Annotated in this window: 17 protein-coding genes; 5 read left to right on the forward strand and 12 right to left on the reverse strand. The window is 33.9% G+C overall.

Translation table 11 applies throughout. The features are described 5' to 3' along the window. Both leuD and H3S73_RS03175 read left to right on the forward strand, forming a co-directional pair. A complete protein-coding gene (gene leuD, locus H3S73_RS03170) occupies positions 1–603 on the forward strand; it encodes a 3-isopropylmalate dehydratase small subunit (RefSeq protein ID WP_198235567.1) in 603 nt (200 codons plus the stop codon). 37 nt (positions 604–640) lie between these two features. Then, a complete protein-coding gene (locus H3S73_RS03175; RefSeq protein WP_370528775.1) occupies positions 641–1411 on the forward strand; it encodes a class I SAM-dependent methyltransferase in 771 nt (256 codons plus the stop codon). 48 nt (positions 1412–1459) lie between these two features. Here the strand turns inward: H3S73_RS03175 and H3S73_RS03180 are convergent, their stop codons facing one another. From H3S73_RS03180 to lptC, 4 genes are read right to left on the reverse strand one after another with little or no spacing between them, the layout of a single operon-like run. Continuing rightward, the gene (locus H3S73_RS03180; RefSeq protein ID WP_198235686.1) at positions 1460–2875 is read right to left on the reverse strand and encodes an RNA polymerase factor sigma-54; all 1416 of its coding nucleotides are present in this window, start codon (positions 2873–2875) and stop codon (positions 1460–1462) included. Continuing rightward, a complete protein-coding gene (lptB, locus tag H3S73_RS03185; RefSeq protein WP_086326368.1) occupies positions 2875–3600 on the reverse strand; it encodes an LPS export ABC transporter ATP-binding protein in 726 nt (241 codons plus the stop codon). Before lptB ends, H3S73_RS03180 begins: the two co-directional genes overlap by 1 nt. 1 nt (position 3601) lies before the next feature. Continuing rightward, on the reverse strand, positions 3602–4153 hold the full coding sequence (gene lptA / locus H3S73_RS03190; RefSeq protein ID WP_198235569.1) for a lipopolysaccharide transport periplasmic protein LptA: 552 nt from the start codon (positions 4151–4153) through the stop codon (positions 3602–3604). Between the two features lie 4 nt (positions 4154–4157). After that, positions 4158–4721, reverse strand: a complete 564-nt coding sequence (gene lptC, locus H3S73_RS03195; protein WP_198235570.1) for an LPS export ABC transporter periplasmic protein LptC — start codon at positions 4719–4721, stop codon at positions 4158–4160. Positions 4722–5003: 282 nt separating this feature from the next. On the opposite strand from lptC, the gene H3S73_RS03200 reads away from it, so the two are divergent. Continuing rightward, positions 5004–5597, forward strand: coding sequence for a CHAP domain-containing protein (locus tag H3S73_RS03200; protein WP_039128647.1), 594 nt, complete (start codon positions 5004–5006; stop codon positions 5595–5597). Positions 5598–5702: 105 nt separating this feature from the next. Here the strand turns inward: H3S73_RS03200 and yccX are convergent, their stop codons facing one another. The 8 genes from yccX to yiaK all read right to left on the reverse strand — a co-directional run bounded on the left by yccX (position 5703) and on the right by yiaK (position 15137). Further along, positions 5703–5981 (reverse strand): acylphosphatase, encoded by a 279-nt coding sequence (gene yccX, locus H3S73_RS03205; protein WP_198235571.1) that lies wholly within the window; start codon positions 5979–5981, stop codon positions 5703–5705. A gap of 162 nt (positions 5982–6143) precedes the next feature. Continuing rightward, positions 6144–6827 (reverse strand): GntR family transcriptional regulator, encoded by a 684-nt coding sequence (locus H3S73_RS03210; protein ID WP_039128639.1) that lies wholly within the window; start codon positions 6825–6827, stop codon positions 6144–6146. Between the two features lie 184 nt (positions 6828–7011). Then, complete coding sequence (locus H3S73_RS03215; RefSeq protein ID WP_198235572.1) at positions 7012–8493, reverse strand: mannitol dehydrogenase family protein; 1482 nt, start codon at positions 8491–8493, stop codon at positions 7012–7014. A 16-nt stretch (positions 8494–8509) separates the two neighbouring features. Beyond that, the gene (locus H3S73_RS03220) at positions 8510–9850 is read right to left on the reverse strand and encodes an MFS transporter (RefSeq protein WP_370528776.1); all 1341 of its coding nucleotides are present in this window, start codon (positions 9848–9850) and stop codon (positions 8510–8512) included. A gap of 52 nt (positions 9851–9902) precedes the next feature. Continuing rightward, positions 9903–10919, reverse strand: coding sequence for a Zn-dependent oxidoreductase (locus H3S73_RS03225; protein ID WP_198235573.1), 1017 nt, complete (start codon positions 10917–10919; stop codon positions 9903–9905). 15 nt (positions 10920–10934) lie between these two features. Next, complete coding sequence (manD, locus tag H3S73_RS03230) at positions 10935–12149, reverse strand: D-mannonate dehydratase ManD (RefSeq protein ID WP_065737658.1); 1215 nt, start codon at positions 12147–12149, stop codon at positions 10935–10937. Positions 12150–12527: 378 nt separating this feature from the next. Further along, positions 12528–14036 carry an MFS transporter gene (locus H3S73_RS03235; RefSeq protein ID WP_198235574.1) on the reverse strand — a complete coding sequence of 503 codons (1509 nt, stop codon included), beginning with the start codon at positions 14034–14036 and terminating at the stop codon, positions 12528–12530. Positions 14037–14123: 87 nt separating this feature from the next. Then, on the reverse strand, positions 14124–15137 hold the full coding sequence (gene yiaK, locus H3S73_RS03240) for a 3-dehydro-L-gulonate 2-dehydrogenase (protein ID WP_198235575.1): 1014 nt from the start codon (positions 15135–15137) through the stop codon (positions 14124–14126). Positions 15138–15632: 495 nt separating this feature from the next. Between yiaK and H3S73_RS03245 the strand changes: the two genes are divergently transcribed. Continuing rightward, positions 15633–16202 carry an aminodeoxychorismate/anthranilate synthase component II gene (locus H3S73_RS03245; protein WP_086300788.1) on the forward strand — a complete coding sequence of 190 codons (570 nt, stop codon included), beginning with the start codon at positions 15633–15635 and terminating at the stop codon, positions 16200–16202. A 7-nt stretch (positions 16203–16209) separates the two neighbouring features. Further along, the gene (gene pabB / locus H3S73_RS03250) at positions 16210–17949 is read left to right on the forward strand and encodes an aminodeoxychorismate synthase component I (protein ID WP_172398125.1); all 1740 of its coding nucleotides are present in this window, start codon (positions 16210–16212) and stop codon (positions 17947–17949) included. The last annotated feature ends 41 nt before the right edge of the window (positions 17950–17990 follow it).

Here is a 17990-nt window from a genome sequence, read left to right on the forward strand (position 1 = left end):
ATGGCTAAATTTACAAAACATACCGGACTAGTCGTACCTTTAGATGCGGCTAACGTTGATACTGATGCAATTATCCCTAAACAGTTTTTACAAAAAGTAACCCGTACTGGCTTTGGTAAACATGCATTTCATGAATGGCGCTTTTTAGATGATGCTGGTCAGCAACCAAATCCCGATTTCGTACTGAACAAACCACGTTATAAAGGCGCAAGTATTTTATTAGCACGCGAAAATTTTGGTTGTGGTTCATCACGTGAACATGCGCCATGGGCACTTGCCGATTATGGTTTTAAAACCATCATTGGTTCAAGTTTTGCTGATATTTTTTACAATAACTCGTTTAATAATCAGTTACTATTAGTTAATTTATCAGAAGATGATATTGATGAATTATTTAAAATTGTTGAAGCTAACGAAGGGATAGAATTTACTATCGATCTGGTTAACGAAGTCGTGATTGCTGGCGATAAACAATATTCATTTAAAATTGATACATTTAAACGTCACTGTTTATTAAATGGTTTGGATAATATTGGATTAACCTTACAGCATGAAGATGCGATTAGCGCATTTGAAAACAAAATTCCAACCTTTTTAGCTTAATTATTTAAGGCGCCCTTTTGGCGCCAAATTATGGGAAATCGCTATGGCAACACATCACGATCATGTAAAACAGCAATTTGGTGAACAAGCTAATGCCTATTTGACCAGTAAAGTTCACGCCCAAGGTCCCGATCTACAATATTTATCTAACTTGCTTGCTAACTATCCTGAAGCTCAATTACTTGATATGGGTTGCGGTGCAGGTCATGTTAGTTTTATTGCCGCACAGCATGTAAAACACGTTATCGCTTATGATCTATCCGATGAAATGTTATCTGTCGTTTCTCAAACAGCTAAGGAACGAGGTTTAAATAATCTAACCACAGTACAAGGTTATGCCGAACAGCAACCTTTTGCTGATAGTCAATTTGATATTGTCGCAAGTCGCTATTCCGCACATCATTGGCACGATGTGGGTAAAAGTTTACGTGAACTACATAGGATCACTAAACCAAATGGCAAATTGATAATTATGGATGTGGTATCCCCCGGACATCCAGTATTAGATATCTGGTTACAAACCATTGAAGCGTTGCGTGATACATCACATGTTCGTGACTATACGCCAGGTGAATGGTTAACTTTTTTGACCGGAGCTGGTTTTACTATCGATAATATTGCTCGTCATCGTTTAACACTCTCTTTTGATACATGGGTTAAACGCATGCGTACACCAACTCAATTAGTGGAAGCAATTAGAGCTTATCAAGAAACAGCTGCTAGTGATACAAAAAACTATTTTGAACTGCAACCTGATGGCTCATTTACTACAGATATGATGATTATTGAAACCAGTAGAATTGTTTGATTTATCAATTCAAATGGTTAGATAACAGCTTTGTAATTAGTCTGTCGCTCAAAGCTGTTTTCGCTGACTCGATGGTGGAATTGACAAACTTTCGCGATATTTGGCCACGGTTCTTCGAGCAATAATAATCCCTTGTTTTTCTAACATTGAAACTAATTTACTGTCGCTCAATGGTTTTTTACTGTCTTCTGTGGATATATATTTTTTAATTAAAGCACGAATAGCAGTAGACGATGCTTCGCCCCCAGATTCAGTATTAACATGGCTTGAAAAAAAGAATTTTAGTTCAAATATTCCTGTTGGACACTGTAAATATTTTTGAGTAGTCACACGAGAAATCGTGGATTCATGCATATCAATCGCTGTAGCAACATCCGATAAAATCATCGGTTTCATATATTCTGCACCATGTTCAAAAAATTCTTGTTGGTGTTCAACGATAAATTGACTGACTTTCAACAAGGTTTCGTTACGATTTTCAATACTTTTAATAAACCAATTGGCATCTTGCAAATGTGATTTTATATATTGACTATCGCTTTGACTGGCAATTTTTTCCATTGCTGCATATTGCTGATTAATGCGTAAAGTCGGCATGGTGTCATTATTTAAATCAACAACCCATCGCCCATCCATTTTTCTGACTAATACATCTGGAATCACATAATCTGGGGAAGTGGTATTAACCGAATCACCCGGATAAGGCTGTAAATGCTGAATAAAATCGATAGATTCTTTAAGTTGTTCATCTGTTGCATTCAACATTTTTTTTAATGTTCGATAATCCCGAACTGCCAATAAATCAAGATAGTCATCAATGATTTGCTTAACAAATGTTGGTGGTGTCAAATATTGGATTTGGATAGATAAACACTCTTGCAGCGTTCTGGCACCAACACCGATTGGGTCAAAATGCCAAATTCGTTTTAAAACAGTTTCAACTTCTTCAAGTTCAATCTCATCATTACCTTGTTCTTCCAAGATTTCATCTAATGAAACAGTTAAATAACCTCTGTCATCAATCGCATCAATAATTGACACAGCAATGGCACGATCAATGTCGCTGAAAGGGGTTAAATCAAGTTGCCATTTTAAATAGTCATATAATGTTTCATGGGTTTCACCTTGGTAAACCGGTAACTCATCATTACGATAATCAGAATGAGTTCCAGAAGGCGTACCTGCCGTATAAATATCATCTAATGATGCATCAAGTGGGATGTCGTCTGGAATTTCTCGGCTATCTAAGGCTTCACGAGTGTCAACATTTTCATTTAACTCAATTTTCTCAATATTTACTTCATCATATTGATCTGCAATTTCAAGTAATGGATTATTTTCAAGTGCCGTTTGAATTTCTTGCTGTAGTTCTAATGTTGACAACTGCAACAATCGAATGGCTAGTTGAAGTTGAGGTGTCATTGACAACTGTTGAGAAATTTTCAGTTGTAAACTGGGTCTTATCATAATCTAAATTCATTTCCTAAGTAAACGCGTTTAACATATTCGTTACTTAAGATATCACTTGGTGAACCTTCAGCAATTAAATGTCCTTTATTTACAATATAAGCACGTTCACATACATCTAACGTTTCGCGCACATTATGGTCCGTAATTAATACACCTAGTCCTCTATCACGTAAATGCTTAATGATATTTTTAATATCAATAACCGATATAGGATCAACCCCAGCGAAAGGTTCGTCAAGTAAAATGAATTTAGGGTTAGCTGCTAACGCTCTGGCAATTTCAACTCTACGTCTTTCACCGCCCGATAAAGACTGTCCGATACTGTCACGTATATGGGTGATATGAAATTCTTCAAGAAGTTCTTCTGCTCTGTCAATTTTTTCCCTTTTATCAATATCATTGCGTGTTTCTAAAATAGCCATAATATTGTCAATAACCGAGAGTTTTCTGAAAATTGACGCTTCTTGCGGTAAATATCCAATACCCTTTTGGGCTCGTTCATGTAGAGGCAATATACTTATATCATGATCATCAAGAAATATTTTACCCGCATTTAAAGTTACAATACCAACAACCATATAAAAAGTGGTGGTTTTACCAGCACCATTAGGTCCTAATAAACCAACAATTTCACCTGAGTTTACAGTTAAACTGACATCTTCAACCACACGACGTTTCTTGTAAATTTTGGCTAAATTTTCCGCTTTTAAAATTGACATTTTATTTATTTATCTCTTTAACTTGGCTAGGAATAATAGTGCTTTTTACTCGACCATTTTTGGGTTGGGCAAGTATTAACTGTTGTTTTACATTATAAGAAATGATTGAACTAACCACGTGATTATCCTGCTGAAATAATTCTGCTTTGTTCCGTAAGGTGACAATATTTTGTTTAACATCATAGATAATTTGCTCAGAATGCCCTGTCACAACTTTATTATTTTGAGGTAAAATTTGTTTAAAATTGACTGGATTACCATACGCTGTAATTTTCTGTTTTGTGGAATCCTGCATATCAGTCACTATCACTTTATCGGCTAAAATAGTCAAACCATCTTGAATTATTTGCACATTACCACTAAATGTTATGATATTTTTTTCAATATCAATCTGCTGATTATTCGCATCTATAGTAATAGGTTTATTATTAACTAACATCTTTTTATCATGTTGTTCTTCGGATGTTGATGTATTTGGCTCATCGGCAAAACACCCATATGAAATAGATAACATAAAAAATAATGGATAAATAAACCGTTTTTGCAATCTCATTTTTTTATTTTGCCTCAGTGTTGTAATAAGTTTTTATATTTTCAAGTATATTTGCAGTTTTTGTCCGTAAATTTCCAATTAATCCTTGCCCCGTTGAAAAAAAACCAACCCCTTTAATAGTAACAAGATCTTTAGAGGTGACATTTTGGGTCGTTAAATCAATAATGGCATTATCCGTTAATACATGCTTTAATTGAGCATCAGTAGTTAAATTATCTAATTGAACATTTTGATTAAGATAAATCAATTTATCATTGGTTAACGTTGCTTTTTGAGAGTGAATATTCCATGTAGCGGAATGTTCCCGATCATAAATAGTCAAATTGGGGAAATCAAATTCAGTATTATTTGATTCATCATAATGTTTTACTTTAACTGATTCAATTTTGTAGATGATCTCTCCTGATATGTCATAAATATTTGTTATCATATCATCACTTTGATATATCGGCGTATCCGATAAGCTGATTGTTGACATTGAATCTGAATCATCATCTTTCTGATAATTATAATAAACACCAACCACCACAATGATAAGTAAGATATAGATTAAATTTTTTTTATTCATAGCATATTTTTATCACACGAATAAGTTTAATCAATAACAAGGATAAATCGTTATCTTTAAGTTCTGTAATTTGGTTATTTTACTTTATTTTTTATTAAATTAATATCTGACATTAAAAGAAGTTAAGTATTCTCAAAATAATAATTGAAAATATTGATAATTTACTTATAAATTTTCTTTTTACTATAAAACAGATAACTTTTAATGATAATATATAACACATTCAAGGATTAGAACATTCTTCGTTTTTAAGATAAAAAAGATATGTAAAAGGGACCCCAGATGTTATTAAGCTTTAAAAAAATTGTTTTTTCAATAATTGTTTTAGTAATGTTATTGGGTATTGGTTTTTATCATTTTGTTTATGCTGATTTAAATGTTGATGAAAGTAAAATTGGCATGGTTGTTGATGAATTCAATGGTGTTAAAGTTTATTATAATGGTGCAGTAAACCATGTTAGTGGTAGAAATGTAGCAAAAGATGGTTATAATTTAGGCTTGAAGTATCAGTGTGTTGAGTTTATTAAACGTTACTATTACGAACGGTTTAATCATAAAATGCCTGACAGTTATGGCCATGCTAAAGATTTTTTTGATGATTCGATACCAGATGGAGCTCTTAATCCTAAACGGAATTTACTTCAATTCCATAATGGCTCCCCCACTAAACCTCAAGTTGACGATATTATTGTCTTAGGTTGGTCTAGATATGGTCATGTAGCCATCATCAGTAAAGTTACTGACACTGATATTGAGATCGTTCAGCAAAATCCCGGCCCTACTGCCAGTAGTCGAGCTACGTTTCCGCTAGTTTATAAAGATGGATTATGGAAAATAGATGCCTTTCGTGTTTTAGGTTATTTACGTAAGCGTTAAAAGCAAATTTAATAATATTTTATATTAATTAACCATCTAAGTATTATTTAGAAAAACTGGGTGACTACCATTAAAAATCATCTAAGATTAACTTATTTAAATAAACTAATATCGGATATTAAAAGAAGTTAAATCGTTTTTAGGTACTAATTCACAAATATTAAGATTGCTAATGCGGGCAGAAGAAGGTCCCCCTTGGTTAAGCCACTCAGTAAATTTAGTTATTTGTAAACTATCGCCTTGAATAAGAATTTCAACATCACCATTATCCAAATTTTTAACGTAGCCAAATAAACCCAGCTTTTTTGCTTGTTGATGAGTAAAAAAACGAAATCCAACCCCTTGTACCCGTCCACTCACTTGAATTTTTACTTGTTTAATCATATTACAACCTTACCTAGGTTTTTCAAATCAAAAAACATTATAGCGTGATAATTATAACCAGTAATTTTATTAATTTTTTTAACTAAATAAGCTAAAGATATGAATACAAAATTTAATAAATAATCAGGTTTTACAATAAAAAAAGATAAGATAATATCAGTATTAATCAACAAACCATTCATTTTTTTGCTGCGACACGATTGTTATAGTTTGTAGAATCGCCGACAAATGTTCATGTAAAGCCTGTGCTGCAAGCTCTGGATCATGATTTTCCAGTGCAATTAAAATTTTTTCATGTTGTTTAACTAGATCTTCCGGTGGAGAGACATCTTCTAATGTTAAATATCTTACTCTATCCATCATAGCTTTGATATTTTCAACTGTTTGCCATGCCATCGGACAATCAATTACATTCATTAATATTTGATGAAACTCGTCATCTTTTTCCAAAAAATAGCGTATGTCTTTACGTTCATTAGCTTGTTTTTGTTCCGCTAGATTTTTTTGCAATAATAAAATATCTGATTGACTGATCTCTACAGCGGCACGTTTGATGATGGCGCATTCAACTGCTTCACGGATAAATTGCCCATCCATCACTTTCTTGATAGAAATTTTCGTTACAAATGTGCCACGTTGGGGAAGAATTTGTACAAGACCTGCTTCAGCTAGTTTAATAAATGCTTCACGAACAGGTTGGCGAGAAACATTGAATTGACTGGAAATTTCTTTTTCTGAAAGTAAAACACCTGGTAAAACATAACAGGTAATAATAGCTTTTCGTAATGTACGATAAATTTGTTGATTAACGGGTTCAGAAATATTTAAGTCGATAGATTTAAACATATACCATCTTATTTAAAAGAATAAATAATTAAGAATAGTAGGTGATTTTTAAGCATAAGAAAAGTTTTTTTGATAAATACCCATAATAATAAATTAGGCGCTGCTTCATATTTAGACAGTTAGAAAAGTGTAATACCATTACTGGTTATTACACTTTGTGTTTTATTAATTATTGTTAGTTGTGTTAAAAACTTTGTGCTAATTGTTGAACGGTTTGTTTAGCACCTTTATCTCTTAAAGATAAATAAGCGTTGGTAACCTGAACTATAAAATGTTGATTATTAGATAAATCATTTCCAAAAACATGCGTCAATGATAATAATGCTTTGACTCGCTCTTCATTATCGGGACTGTTTGATACCAACTCTTTTAGTTGCTCTGCGGCTGGATCACTAATTTCAATATTTTTACCATTATCATCGATACCACTAACGTATCGCATCCAAGCAGCAATGCCTAAAGCTAAACAATCAAATGGTGTATTATTGGTTAAATGATAACGAACTGAATCAAGCATACGTTGTGGTAATTTTAATGTACCATCCATGGCAATTTGCCAAGTACGATGTTTAAGACCAGTGTTACGATAACGATCCAGTAACGAATCTGCGTAAGCAGATAAATCAACCCCTTTTACGCGTAAGGTCGTTGCTTGTTCTTGTAACATAAGGTGACGAGCCGCTTTTACATAATGGGGATCTTGCATACATTCATCTATGTGTAAATATCCTGCCAAATACCCTAGATAGGCAAAAAAGGAGTGACTGCCATTTAGCATGCGTAATTTCATTTCTTCATACGGTAAAACATCATTGACTAACTCTGCACCCGATTTTTGCCATTCTGGACGACCTGCGACAAAATTATCTTCAATTACCCATTGCTTGAATGGCTCACCAGCAACACCTGCAGGATCGTCAATGCCCCCCAATTGCTTTTGTATTTTTGTTATTGTATCTGGCGTTACTGCTGGCACAATACGGTCAACCATAGTAGATGGAAAGCTGACATTTTTTTCAATCCATTGGGATAAGTTTGCATCCCTTATTTTTGCTAAAGCCAAAACTACATTACGTGTTACATGACCATTTTCTGGCATATTGTCACAAGACATGACCGAAAAAGGTTTCAAGCCTTTTTCTTTACGAATACGTAAAGCTTCAACAATGACCCCCGGCACACTTTTAGGATGAGTTGGATTGTCAATGTCGTGTTGAATAAGGACATTATTGATATCAATTGATGCTGTCGCGGGTAAATAACAATAACCTTTTTCAGTGACAGTTATTGATATAATTGCGATTTCTGGACGCGTCATAACCTCTAAAATTTTTGCTATACCATCTATATCTGCATGTAATGCTTCTTTGGCGACCCCCACCACTCGAGTAGACCAGTTATCATAGGACATTTCACAAACACTAAATAGATAATTTTGTTCTTTAAGATCAGCGATTTGTTTTTCACCACCAATTAAATTGACTTCACAGTATCCCCAATCACTACCATGTTCGGCAGCTAAAATATCGGCAAATACAGCTTGATGAGCACGATGAAAAGCACCAAAACCAAGATGAACGATTTTAGTTTTAAGCTGATTTCTATCATAATTTGGTACAACTACCGCTTCAGGTAGTTGTGATAAAGTTTGATTTGATAATTTCATTATTTTTCCCATTTTTTTATTCTGCTGCATCTTTTAAATCAGCTAAATTACGATCTTTTACCTCAGGCATAAAAATCGCAGAAACTAAACCAATACAAGAATAGATAATAATCATAACAACAATTGGCCACCAATCGTTAACCATTTTACAGAAAATTCCCGCTAATATTGGACCAAATCCTACCGCAATAAGTCCACCTGCTTCTTTAGATATCGCCATTTGAGTAAATCGATTACGCGCGCCAAACATTTCTGCCATTGTGATGTTTTCTAATGCAAACAGTCCCAATACCGCAACGTTATGAATAACAATCAAACATAACATAATGGTACTCACTGAATGATTTTTATCAACAATAATAGATAACATTGGATAAGCAAGAATAATTGCTGATAAAGTCATAATTATATAAGGTACGCGACGCCCAATCTTATCGGATAACCAACCTAAGAAAGGAATTGTGAAAAAACCAACAATTGAACTGATCATTAAAGCATCAGTTGGTATGCTTTTCTCAAATAACAATGCTTGTACTAAGTAACCGGCTAAAAAAGTTTGAATTAAACCAGAATTCCCAGCTTGACCAAAGCGTAACCCCGTTGCTAACCAAAAAGATTTACTTTTACACATCTCCAATAATGAAATATGTTTAATTGCTGGTTTTTCATTACTTGTTTTTGCTGTTGCATCATTTACATCATCAAAAACAGGACTCTCTTTTAAATTCATTCGGAGCCAAATGGCAAAGATCATAACAATGACACTGGCAATAAATGGTACTCGCCACCCCCAAGATATGAGTTGATCTTTATCTAGTATAAAAAACATAATTGCCCAAATTGCTGTCGCACTTAAAGTCCCACAGTTAGTACCCATCGCGACAAGTGAAGAAACAATTCCTCGTTTTCCTTTTGGCGCATACTCTGCGAGCATAGTGCCAGCACCAGAAATTTCTGCACCAGCACCTAATCCTTGAATAATACGCAAAACAACTAACATTAATGGCGCTAAAATACCGACTTGAGCATAGGTGGGTAAAAAACCTATCAATGTGGTACAAATACCCATCATAGTGATAGTGATAAATAATACTTTCTTTCTACCAATTGCATCACCCATGCGGCCAAAAACAAAAGCGCCAACAATACGTGCAACGTATCCAGCGCCATAAGTTCCCATCGCTAATATCAATGCCATAATCGCTGATTGTTCAGGGAAAAATATTTCATGAAATACAAGTGCAGCACCTAAAGAATATAATTGGAAATCCATAAACTCTAATGCGGTTCCAAGCCAACCAGAAACAGCAGCTTTAACTAAATCTGAAGTATTTCTTTCACTTTTATTATTTCCTATCTTATTCATATTTTACTCGCTCTCACTTATCATTTAGTTTATAAAAATTGACCTAACTAAAAGTCAATAAAACCTTGCAACACTGTTTCTGATCTTTTTCGAAAGTTTGGATTGCCTGAACCACATCCGTATAATCAAATCGATGAGTAATCAGTTTGTTAGGATCAATTAATTTTTTATTTAACCAATCAATGACGATTGGGAATTTGTTTGCATTGAGTCGTGAAGAGAAAATAGAAAGCTCTTTACTGGTAATACCTTGTTGTGTTATTTGACATGGATCGCTTGAAAAACCCATAATGAGAATTCTTGCAGCTGGCGATGCAATTGTAATTGCTTCTTGCAAAATTGAAGGATGACAAGCGGCATCAATGATTACCGTTGGTTTGATATTCAATTTATCTAATTCATCTTTTAATGATAATGATGTGTTATTAATAGTCCGATCAGCACCACTACTTTTTGCCATCGCTAAACGTTCATCAATACGATCGACAACAATAACTTCTTTAACGTTATACACACCTTTCAGGGCTTGCACTGAAGTTAATCCCATTGGGCCTGCACCATAAATTAATGCAACATCATTTTGGGTCGGTTTTAGTTGTGCAGTTGCATTAGCAGCTATTGTGAAAGGCTCTATCATTACAGCAAATTCATCATTGATTTCATTTGGTATCACATAAGCATTTTTACTTGGTACAACAGCATATTGACTGAATCCGCCATCACGATGAACACCCAAAACAGTTAAAGAGGAACAAACATTAGGACGACCAACTGAACAAGGGTAACAACATCCACAGCTAATTACAGGATCAACAGAAACACGCTCACCGATTCTAGATTGATCAACCCCCTCTCCAACAGCATCAATCACCCCAAAAAATTCATGCCCAATTACTCTTGGATATTTAGCAAAAGGATTATGTCCGCGGTAAATATGACTATCTGAACCACAAATACCAGCTAATTTTACTCTTACTCTAACCTCACCTGATTTAGGTTGAGGAACTTCACGTTCCTCGATTACTAATTCATTGGGTTGTTTTATTGCAATACTTTTCATATAAACTCCTTTAACTTACCAATTCCACAAAGTGCCATCTTCTAAACGAGCAATTGGCAAATAAGCGGGGTTGTATGGATATTTAGCGGCTAGTTTTTCATCAAAATCGATACCTAAACCTGGTTTGTCACTTGGATGCATATAACCATCATTGAAAGTCCAATTTGGAGAAAAGACTTCTAACATCTGTTCTGAGTAACCCATAAATTCTTGAACACCAAAGTTAGGCACCCACATATCAAAATGTAGTGCTGCGGCATGACAGATTGGTGATAAATCAGATGGTCCATGAGAGCCAGTTCTAACTTGATAAAGCGCAGCAAAATCAGCTATTCGACGCATGTGAGTGATACCACCAGCATGAGTTATTGTGGTTCGAATGTAATCGATGAGCTGTTCTTCAATCAGTTGTTTACAGTCCCAAATGCTGTTAAATACTTCACCAACAGCAATGGGTGTTACAGTGTGTTGACGAATTAAACGGAAGCATTCTTGATTTTCAGCCGGTGTAGGATCTTCCATCCAAAATAGACGATAATCTTCAATACTTTTACCAAAACGCGCAGCTTCAATTGGGGTTAAGCGATGGTGCATGTCATGCAATAGATGTTCGTTAAAACCGAATTTGTTTCGCACTGCTTCAAATAATTTTGGCGTAAAGTCTAAATATTTATCCGTTGCCCAAAACTGTTCTTCAGGATAATTGCCACGCGTAGCGGGTTCGTATGCAAGATTTTTCCCTTTACTTTGACCATAAGTCGTTTTCATTCCGGGTATACCGCATTGGACTCGGATTGCTTTGAAACCCATCTCTTTATGTTTAGCATAATCATCTAACGCTTCTTCGATATCTTTACCAGTGGTATGGCAATACACCATTACGCCAGTACGTGAAGCACCGCCCAATAATTGATAAAGTGGCATATTGGCAACTTTACCTTTGATATCCCATAACGCCATATCAATTGCCGATATCGCTGACATTGTCACTGGACCACGACGCCAATAAGCTCCTTTATAAAAATATTGGAAAATATCTTCAATTTGATGAGGATCACGCCCAATAAGTTGAGGGCAAAGATGATCTTTAAGATAAGATGCTACTGATAATTCTCGCCCGTTAAGTGTTGCATCACCAACACCATAAACGCCTTCATCTGTAGTTATTTTTAATGTGACAAAGTTTCGCCCCGGGCTGCATACAAAAACTTCTGCTTTTACAATTTTCATTGAATACCTCGTTAATAATTAGTGCAGCATCAAATTAATCGATCCAATACTACCATACAAGTAGATTAGAATGTTTTTGTGAGAAAGATCACACTAAGGAGGAGAGATCGTAAAGAAATTGAGGTTTAGCAAATGTTTTAACTATAGATTGGAATGCTGAAAAAATAGTTAATTAGATAATTATCATTAGATTATTAAGTTGATTTTAAACAAGATTATCAAAATTAATTATTGATATATTTGGGATAGATAAAAAAATGTAGTATTGAATCAATATTACATTTTTTTATAAAAATATTTATAAATATCAGATTTGATAGAGGATCTTATAGATAACAATATTTATCATGAGCGAAGATGTATCTCCTCATAATTGCATTATTTATCTCGCCACAAATGTTCATATTTATGACCAGTAAGATTTTCAACAACTTTACGTGTCTGTTCTGAAACATCATTTTTTGAACCATTATTTTTTAGACGTTCTATTTCTGCGACCAAAATTGTGTGAGTTTGTTTATTTAACTTAAAAGTTAAAGCATAAATTAACGCAATTAATAATAAACCAACGGTACCACCAACAAATAAAATACTTATGGTATTTATTGCTTCAGCGCTTTGTTGAGTACTTCCTTGTATAAAGCCACCCTTTTGTAGAATTAATCCCACAATAAACGTTGCGATAGCAACCGTTGTTTTACGACCAAATGTCATTACCGCCGCAAATAAACCTTCTCGACGTTGTCTGGTGAGCATTTCGTCAATATCAGGAATAAATGGGAACACATTCCATGGGGTAAATTCTAAAATACAACGACCAGCTTGATAACAAATCGCTATAATATACAACCACCAGATTTTGGATGACGGATCGACTATATATATTGCATAAAAACCAAGAATACAGATGATCATAGTTGTATAAGAGAAAACATACAGCTTTCCTGGACCGTATTTTACCATTGCAACACCAGCCAATAATGTTATTGGTAACCCTATAATACTTAACGATAATAGTCCTCCAGCAAATGACGAAGAGACACATAAACAATAGACACAAAAGAAGACAAAAACCGTATTAAAAATATCTTTTGCTGTAAATGAAAATAAATAGATAGCTAAATGGCGACGAAAAGCTCTAATATGAAATGTAGATAAATAATCCTTAACTAGTTGTTTAACAGAACTTACTTTTTCAGAAAAACTCTTTTTGTTCACACCTTGTTCTTGATGCTTTAACATCTCTGGAGTCAGTTCTCGTTCCCACGTTACTTTATATGAAATAAATACACAAACAGCAAAAATAATCGCGAAGAAAAGTCCATTAATAAAATAAGCGTAAGCGTTATTTTCACCAAAATTATGAATTAAAATACCCGGCACTAAAGTTGCTAAGAAAGTTCCACTCGCAGATAAAAACATCCGGCCTGTAGATAATTTGGTTCGATCATTATAATCTTTAGTCATTTCTGAGGGTAATGTTTCCCAAGGAATTAATACAATAGCTGCAACAATTTCAAATACTAGATATACGGTTAAATAAAACCAATAATTCATCCCTGTTATCCAAAGTAAAACATAAATCAACATAAGAGGAGAACCAATTAGTAAGAAAAACCGTCTTCTACCAAATTTTTGTCCTAATTTATATTTGTAAAAATTATCGGTAAAACTACCCATAAATAAACTAACGATTGCATCAACAATTCGTGCAATTGCCACAATAGATGCTGCCTCAATAGGCGTTAATCCTACAAAGGTGGTATAAAAAAAGAGTAACCATGCTCCAATGATGGTAAAGGCACCACCACCCATAATATCCGTTAAACCATAACCGATAGCGATTGGAATCGTCACTTTTTTCTTGTTACTAACCGCATTATTCATATCCTATTCCTTTTTAATCAATTCTTCGTTTGGCGTAAAAATTAATGAGTTGCTATATATTTTTTAATTATTAATTTTGATTTTCAGCTAATTTGCTAATGAAACAACTTCACGCCACACTTCAGTATCAACAGGAATACCATTGGTTAGATGCTCTTTGCGTGTTTTTTTTGATAATTCACCTGGATAAAAAACTGCTTTTTGTCCTTCAGCTGGTGTTGAGGTATTAACATATTGAGTAATACTATTAACCATCTGTTCGTTAAATTCTTTTCCTCCTAATTGAGATGGGTCAAATACCATAAAAATCTGACTAGCACCGGTACAACTTCCTTTTTGAATCTTATCAATTTCATTAGTTGGATTGCCCATCGATAAAAGTGCAGCCATTGCATCTAATACGATAGCCATACTTGACCCTTTCCAATATCCAGTTGGTATAATTCGCATTGATTCTTCGATTGATCCTGGATCATCAGTTAATTTTCCATCTTTGTCATACCCTCCTGGAAATGGAAGTTTCTCACCTTTTAAGCGAGTGACTTGAAGCTTACCATATGCATATTGTGACATCGCCATATCAACAACGATTGAATCATCTGAACTAGGCACTGCCATCACGAATGGATTATTGCCTAAACGTGTATTTTTTGCTCCCCACGCAGGCATACACGATTCGGTATTCGTCCAACACATTGCTGCAAATCCCTTTTCTACAGCTTTCCAACCGTAAGTTCCGCCTCGCATCCAATGCGTTGTATTACGTAATCCAATAATGCCAACAGCATGTTTTTTAGCTAATTCAATTGCTTTATCTAAAGCAAATAGTGCATTTGTTATTCCGATCCCTTGATTTCCATCATAAACTTCAAGCACACCCAGTGATTTAACTAAACTAGGTTTAGCGTTAATATCTACCCAACCTTTATTGACATAATCAACAAAACGAGCGACACGATTTAATCCATGGGAATAAACCCCGTCAGAAGTAGATTCGGTATGTATGTGTGCACATATTTCTGCTTGTGATTCAGATAATCCAGCATTAAGAAATGCTTTTTTTATAGTCGCTTTCATTTCTTCAAATGTTATTTTTTGCATATTTTTATCCTCAAATAAACAGACCTGTCGAAACTTTTATTAATGTTTAGTTTTGGTGAGTTTAATAATTCAATCAAAAAAGGAGTCATAAAAACGTCTAATTTGTTTGTTGTTGTTATTAAATAAAGTCTATGTTGATTGAATTTAGGAAAAATATAATAAAATATACTACCATACAAGAATAGCTGTAGGCTTTTGTGAGAGTTATCACAAAAAGAAGGTATTTTTGTCAAAAAGTTTCAGGTTATGGGTACGTTTAAGTAAAAAAATAGGAATAAAGTAATATTAAGTTAGTAATCATCTCTTATTAGCACTTCTTGCTTGTATAATGGCGTCAATAATAGCTGGATTTAAACTAAATCTAGCTTGATTAATCGAAACAATGAAATGAAATTTTTAATCATGATGTCGGCAATGGTGACTTGTCATTTATAATGATGATTTCCATAATCACCAAGTTGACAAAAAATTCTTTTTTAATTAACGGAAGATATTTTGATACTATTAATAGATAACTATGATTCTTTTACGTTCAATATTTACGATTATTTATGCCGATTGGGTGCAAAAGTCCAAGTGATAAAAAATGATGAAATGACCGTTGAACAAATAAAAGAGCTAACTTTTTCTAAAATAATTATTTCACCTGGTCCGGGAACGCCCGATAATGCTGGAATATCACTAACAGTGATTGCCGAATTTGCCAATTGTTGTCCAATATTAGGTATCTGTTTGGGTCATCAAACAATTGCACAGTATTATGGTTATTCCATTTGCAAAGCACCTATGCCTATGCACGGTAAAATCGATGAAATTATACATGATGGTCAAGGATTATTTAAAGGCATTAAAAACCCTCTTTCTGTAGTTCGCTATCACTCTTTAATTGCTGACGATAATTTATCTCAAACAAAGTCACCTCTCATGGTTACCGCTCGTAACAAACAAGGATTAATTATGGGATTACGACATAAAACATTACCCATTGAATCCGTGCAATTTCATCCAGAAGCAATTAAAACAGAATCAGGTTTACAAATGATTCATAATTTTATTTATGAGTAATATTAATATGAAAGTTTATATTGATTTTGAAGGTCAACAGAAATGTTTTTCTGATCCTATTACAATTTTGAGATCCAACGATTACTCCACGGTTAAACAACAATTAGATGCAATCGAAAAGTTCACACAGCAAGGTTTTTATGCGGTTGGTTATCTTGCTTATGAAAGTGCAATGGGATTTAATCAAGCAAATAAAACCAAGAATATCCAAAAATCAGATAATGCGCTACCTGTACTACTATTTGGTATTTATCAAGATTATTCAACAGTTGAATCATTAACAAAAAGCGATTATAAACCTTGTCATTTCGATTTAAAATGTGACACTTCAATTGAAGAATATAATCAAAAAATTGACTATATTCGTGGGCAGATTGAATCGGGAAATACATATCAAACCAACTACACGATCCAATTTAGTGCACCATTTAATGATAATGCCTATGATTATTACAAATTTTTACAAGAAAATAACCAAGCGAGTTATTGTGCTTATCTTGAATTTGAAAATTATCAGATTTTATCGATTTCTCCTGAACTATTTTTTAAGTTAGATAATCAAACAATCACAACAAAACCGATGAAAGGAACTGCCGCTCGAGGTTTAAATATTCACCATGATAATCAACAGTTAGAGACATTATTTTCTGAGAAAAATCAGGCTGAAAATATGATGATTGTTGATTTACTACGTAATGATTTAAGCCGAATTGCTAAAGCTGGCTCGGTCGTTGTCCCAAAATTATTTTCTGCCGAGAAATACCCTACCGTTTGGCAGTTGACCTCAACCATTCAAGCCGAGTTGGCTGAAAAGATCAGTTTATATCAAATTTTTCAAGCATTGTTCCCATGTGGTTCAATTACTGGAGCACCTAAAACAAGTACAATGCAAATCATTGCAGACACTGAAAATTCACCTAGAGGTGTATATTGTGGAACCATAGGTTACATTACCCCCTATATGAAAACTGCAATATTTAATATACCCATTCGTACATTAACAATTCACAATCAGCAGATGCATTATGGTGTTGGAGGTGGGATAACTTGGGATTCAACATCAAACGATGAATATAGTGAAATCTTAGCAAAATCCGCTATATTAAACCGCACAGCAAGGTTCCCCCAATATCTTATTGAATCATTACTGTTAGAAAAAGGGCAAATTTTATTGCTTGATGAACATTTAACTAGACTTGCTAATACTGCATACTATTTTGATTTTAAATGCGATATTGATTCCATCAAATTACAATTGATTAAATTAGCCAGTGCAGAATGTGAAAGTATTTGTAAGGTCAGAATTTTACTACAACAAGATGGTCGATGTGATATTAGCAAAGACATTATTAACGTACCAATGGAAATCAATGAAATCACACTCGCACCACAATGTGTAAATAATAAAAATATCTATTTGTATCACAAAACATCAAACCGTGAACATTTTCCGCAACTAACGATAGGTAAAGAATATATTAATTTTAATCAAAACAATGAAATAACTGAATTTGTTAACGGTAATCTTGTGCTATTAATTAATAATCAATGGGTTACACCTAAAATTAAATCGGGATTATTGGCTGGTACTATGCGACAATTTTATTTGGATCAAAAACAAATAATTGAAAAAACAATTTTAATCGATGAATTATTAAAGGCTGATAAAATTGCTTTTATTAATAGTGTTCGCAAATGGGTTGAAATTGATGATAAGGTATTTGATCGGTTCAAGCAGATGTTGTGATCTACTATTATTGAAACATTCCGCCAGAATGGCGGCGGAAT

It is taken from the genome of Gilliamella sp. B14384G12 (assembly GCF_016101825.1).
In the GTDB taxonomy this organism is placed as follows: domain Bacteria; phylum Pseudomonadota; class Gammaproteobacteria; order Enterobacterales; family Orbaceae; genus Gilliamella; species Gilliamella apicola_N.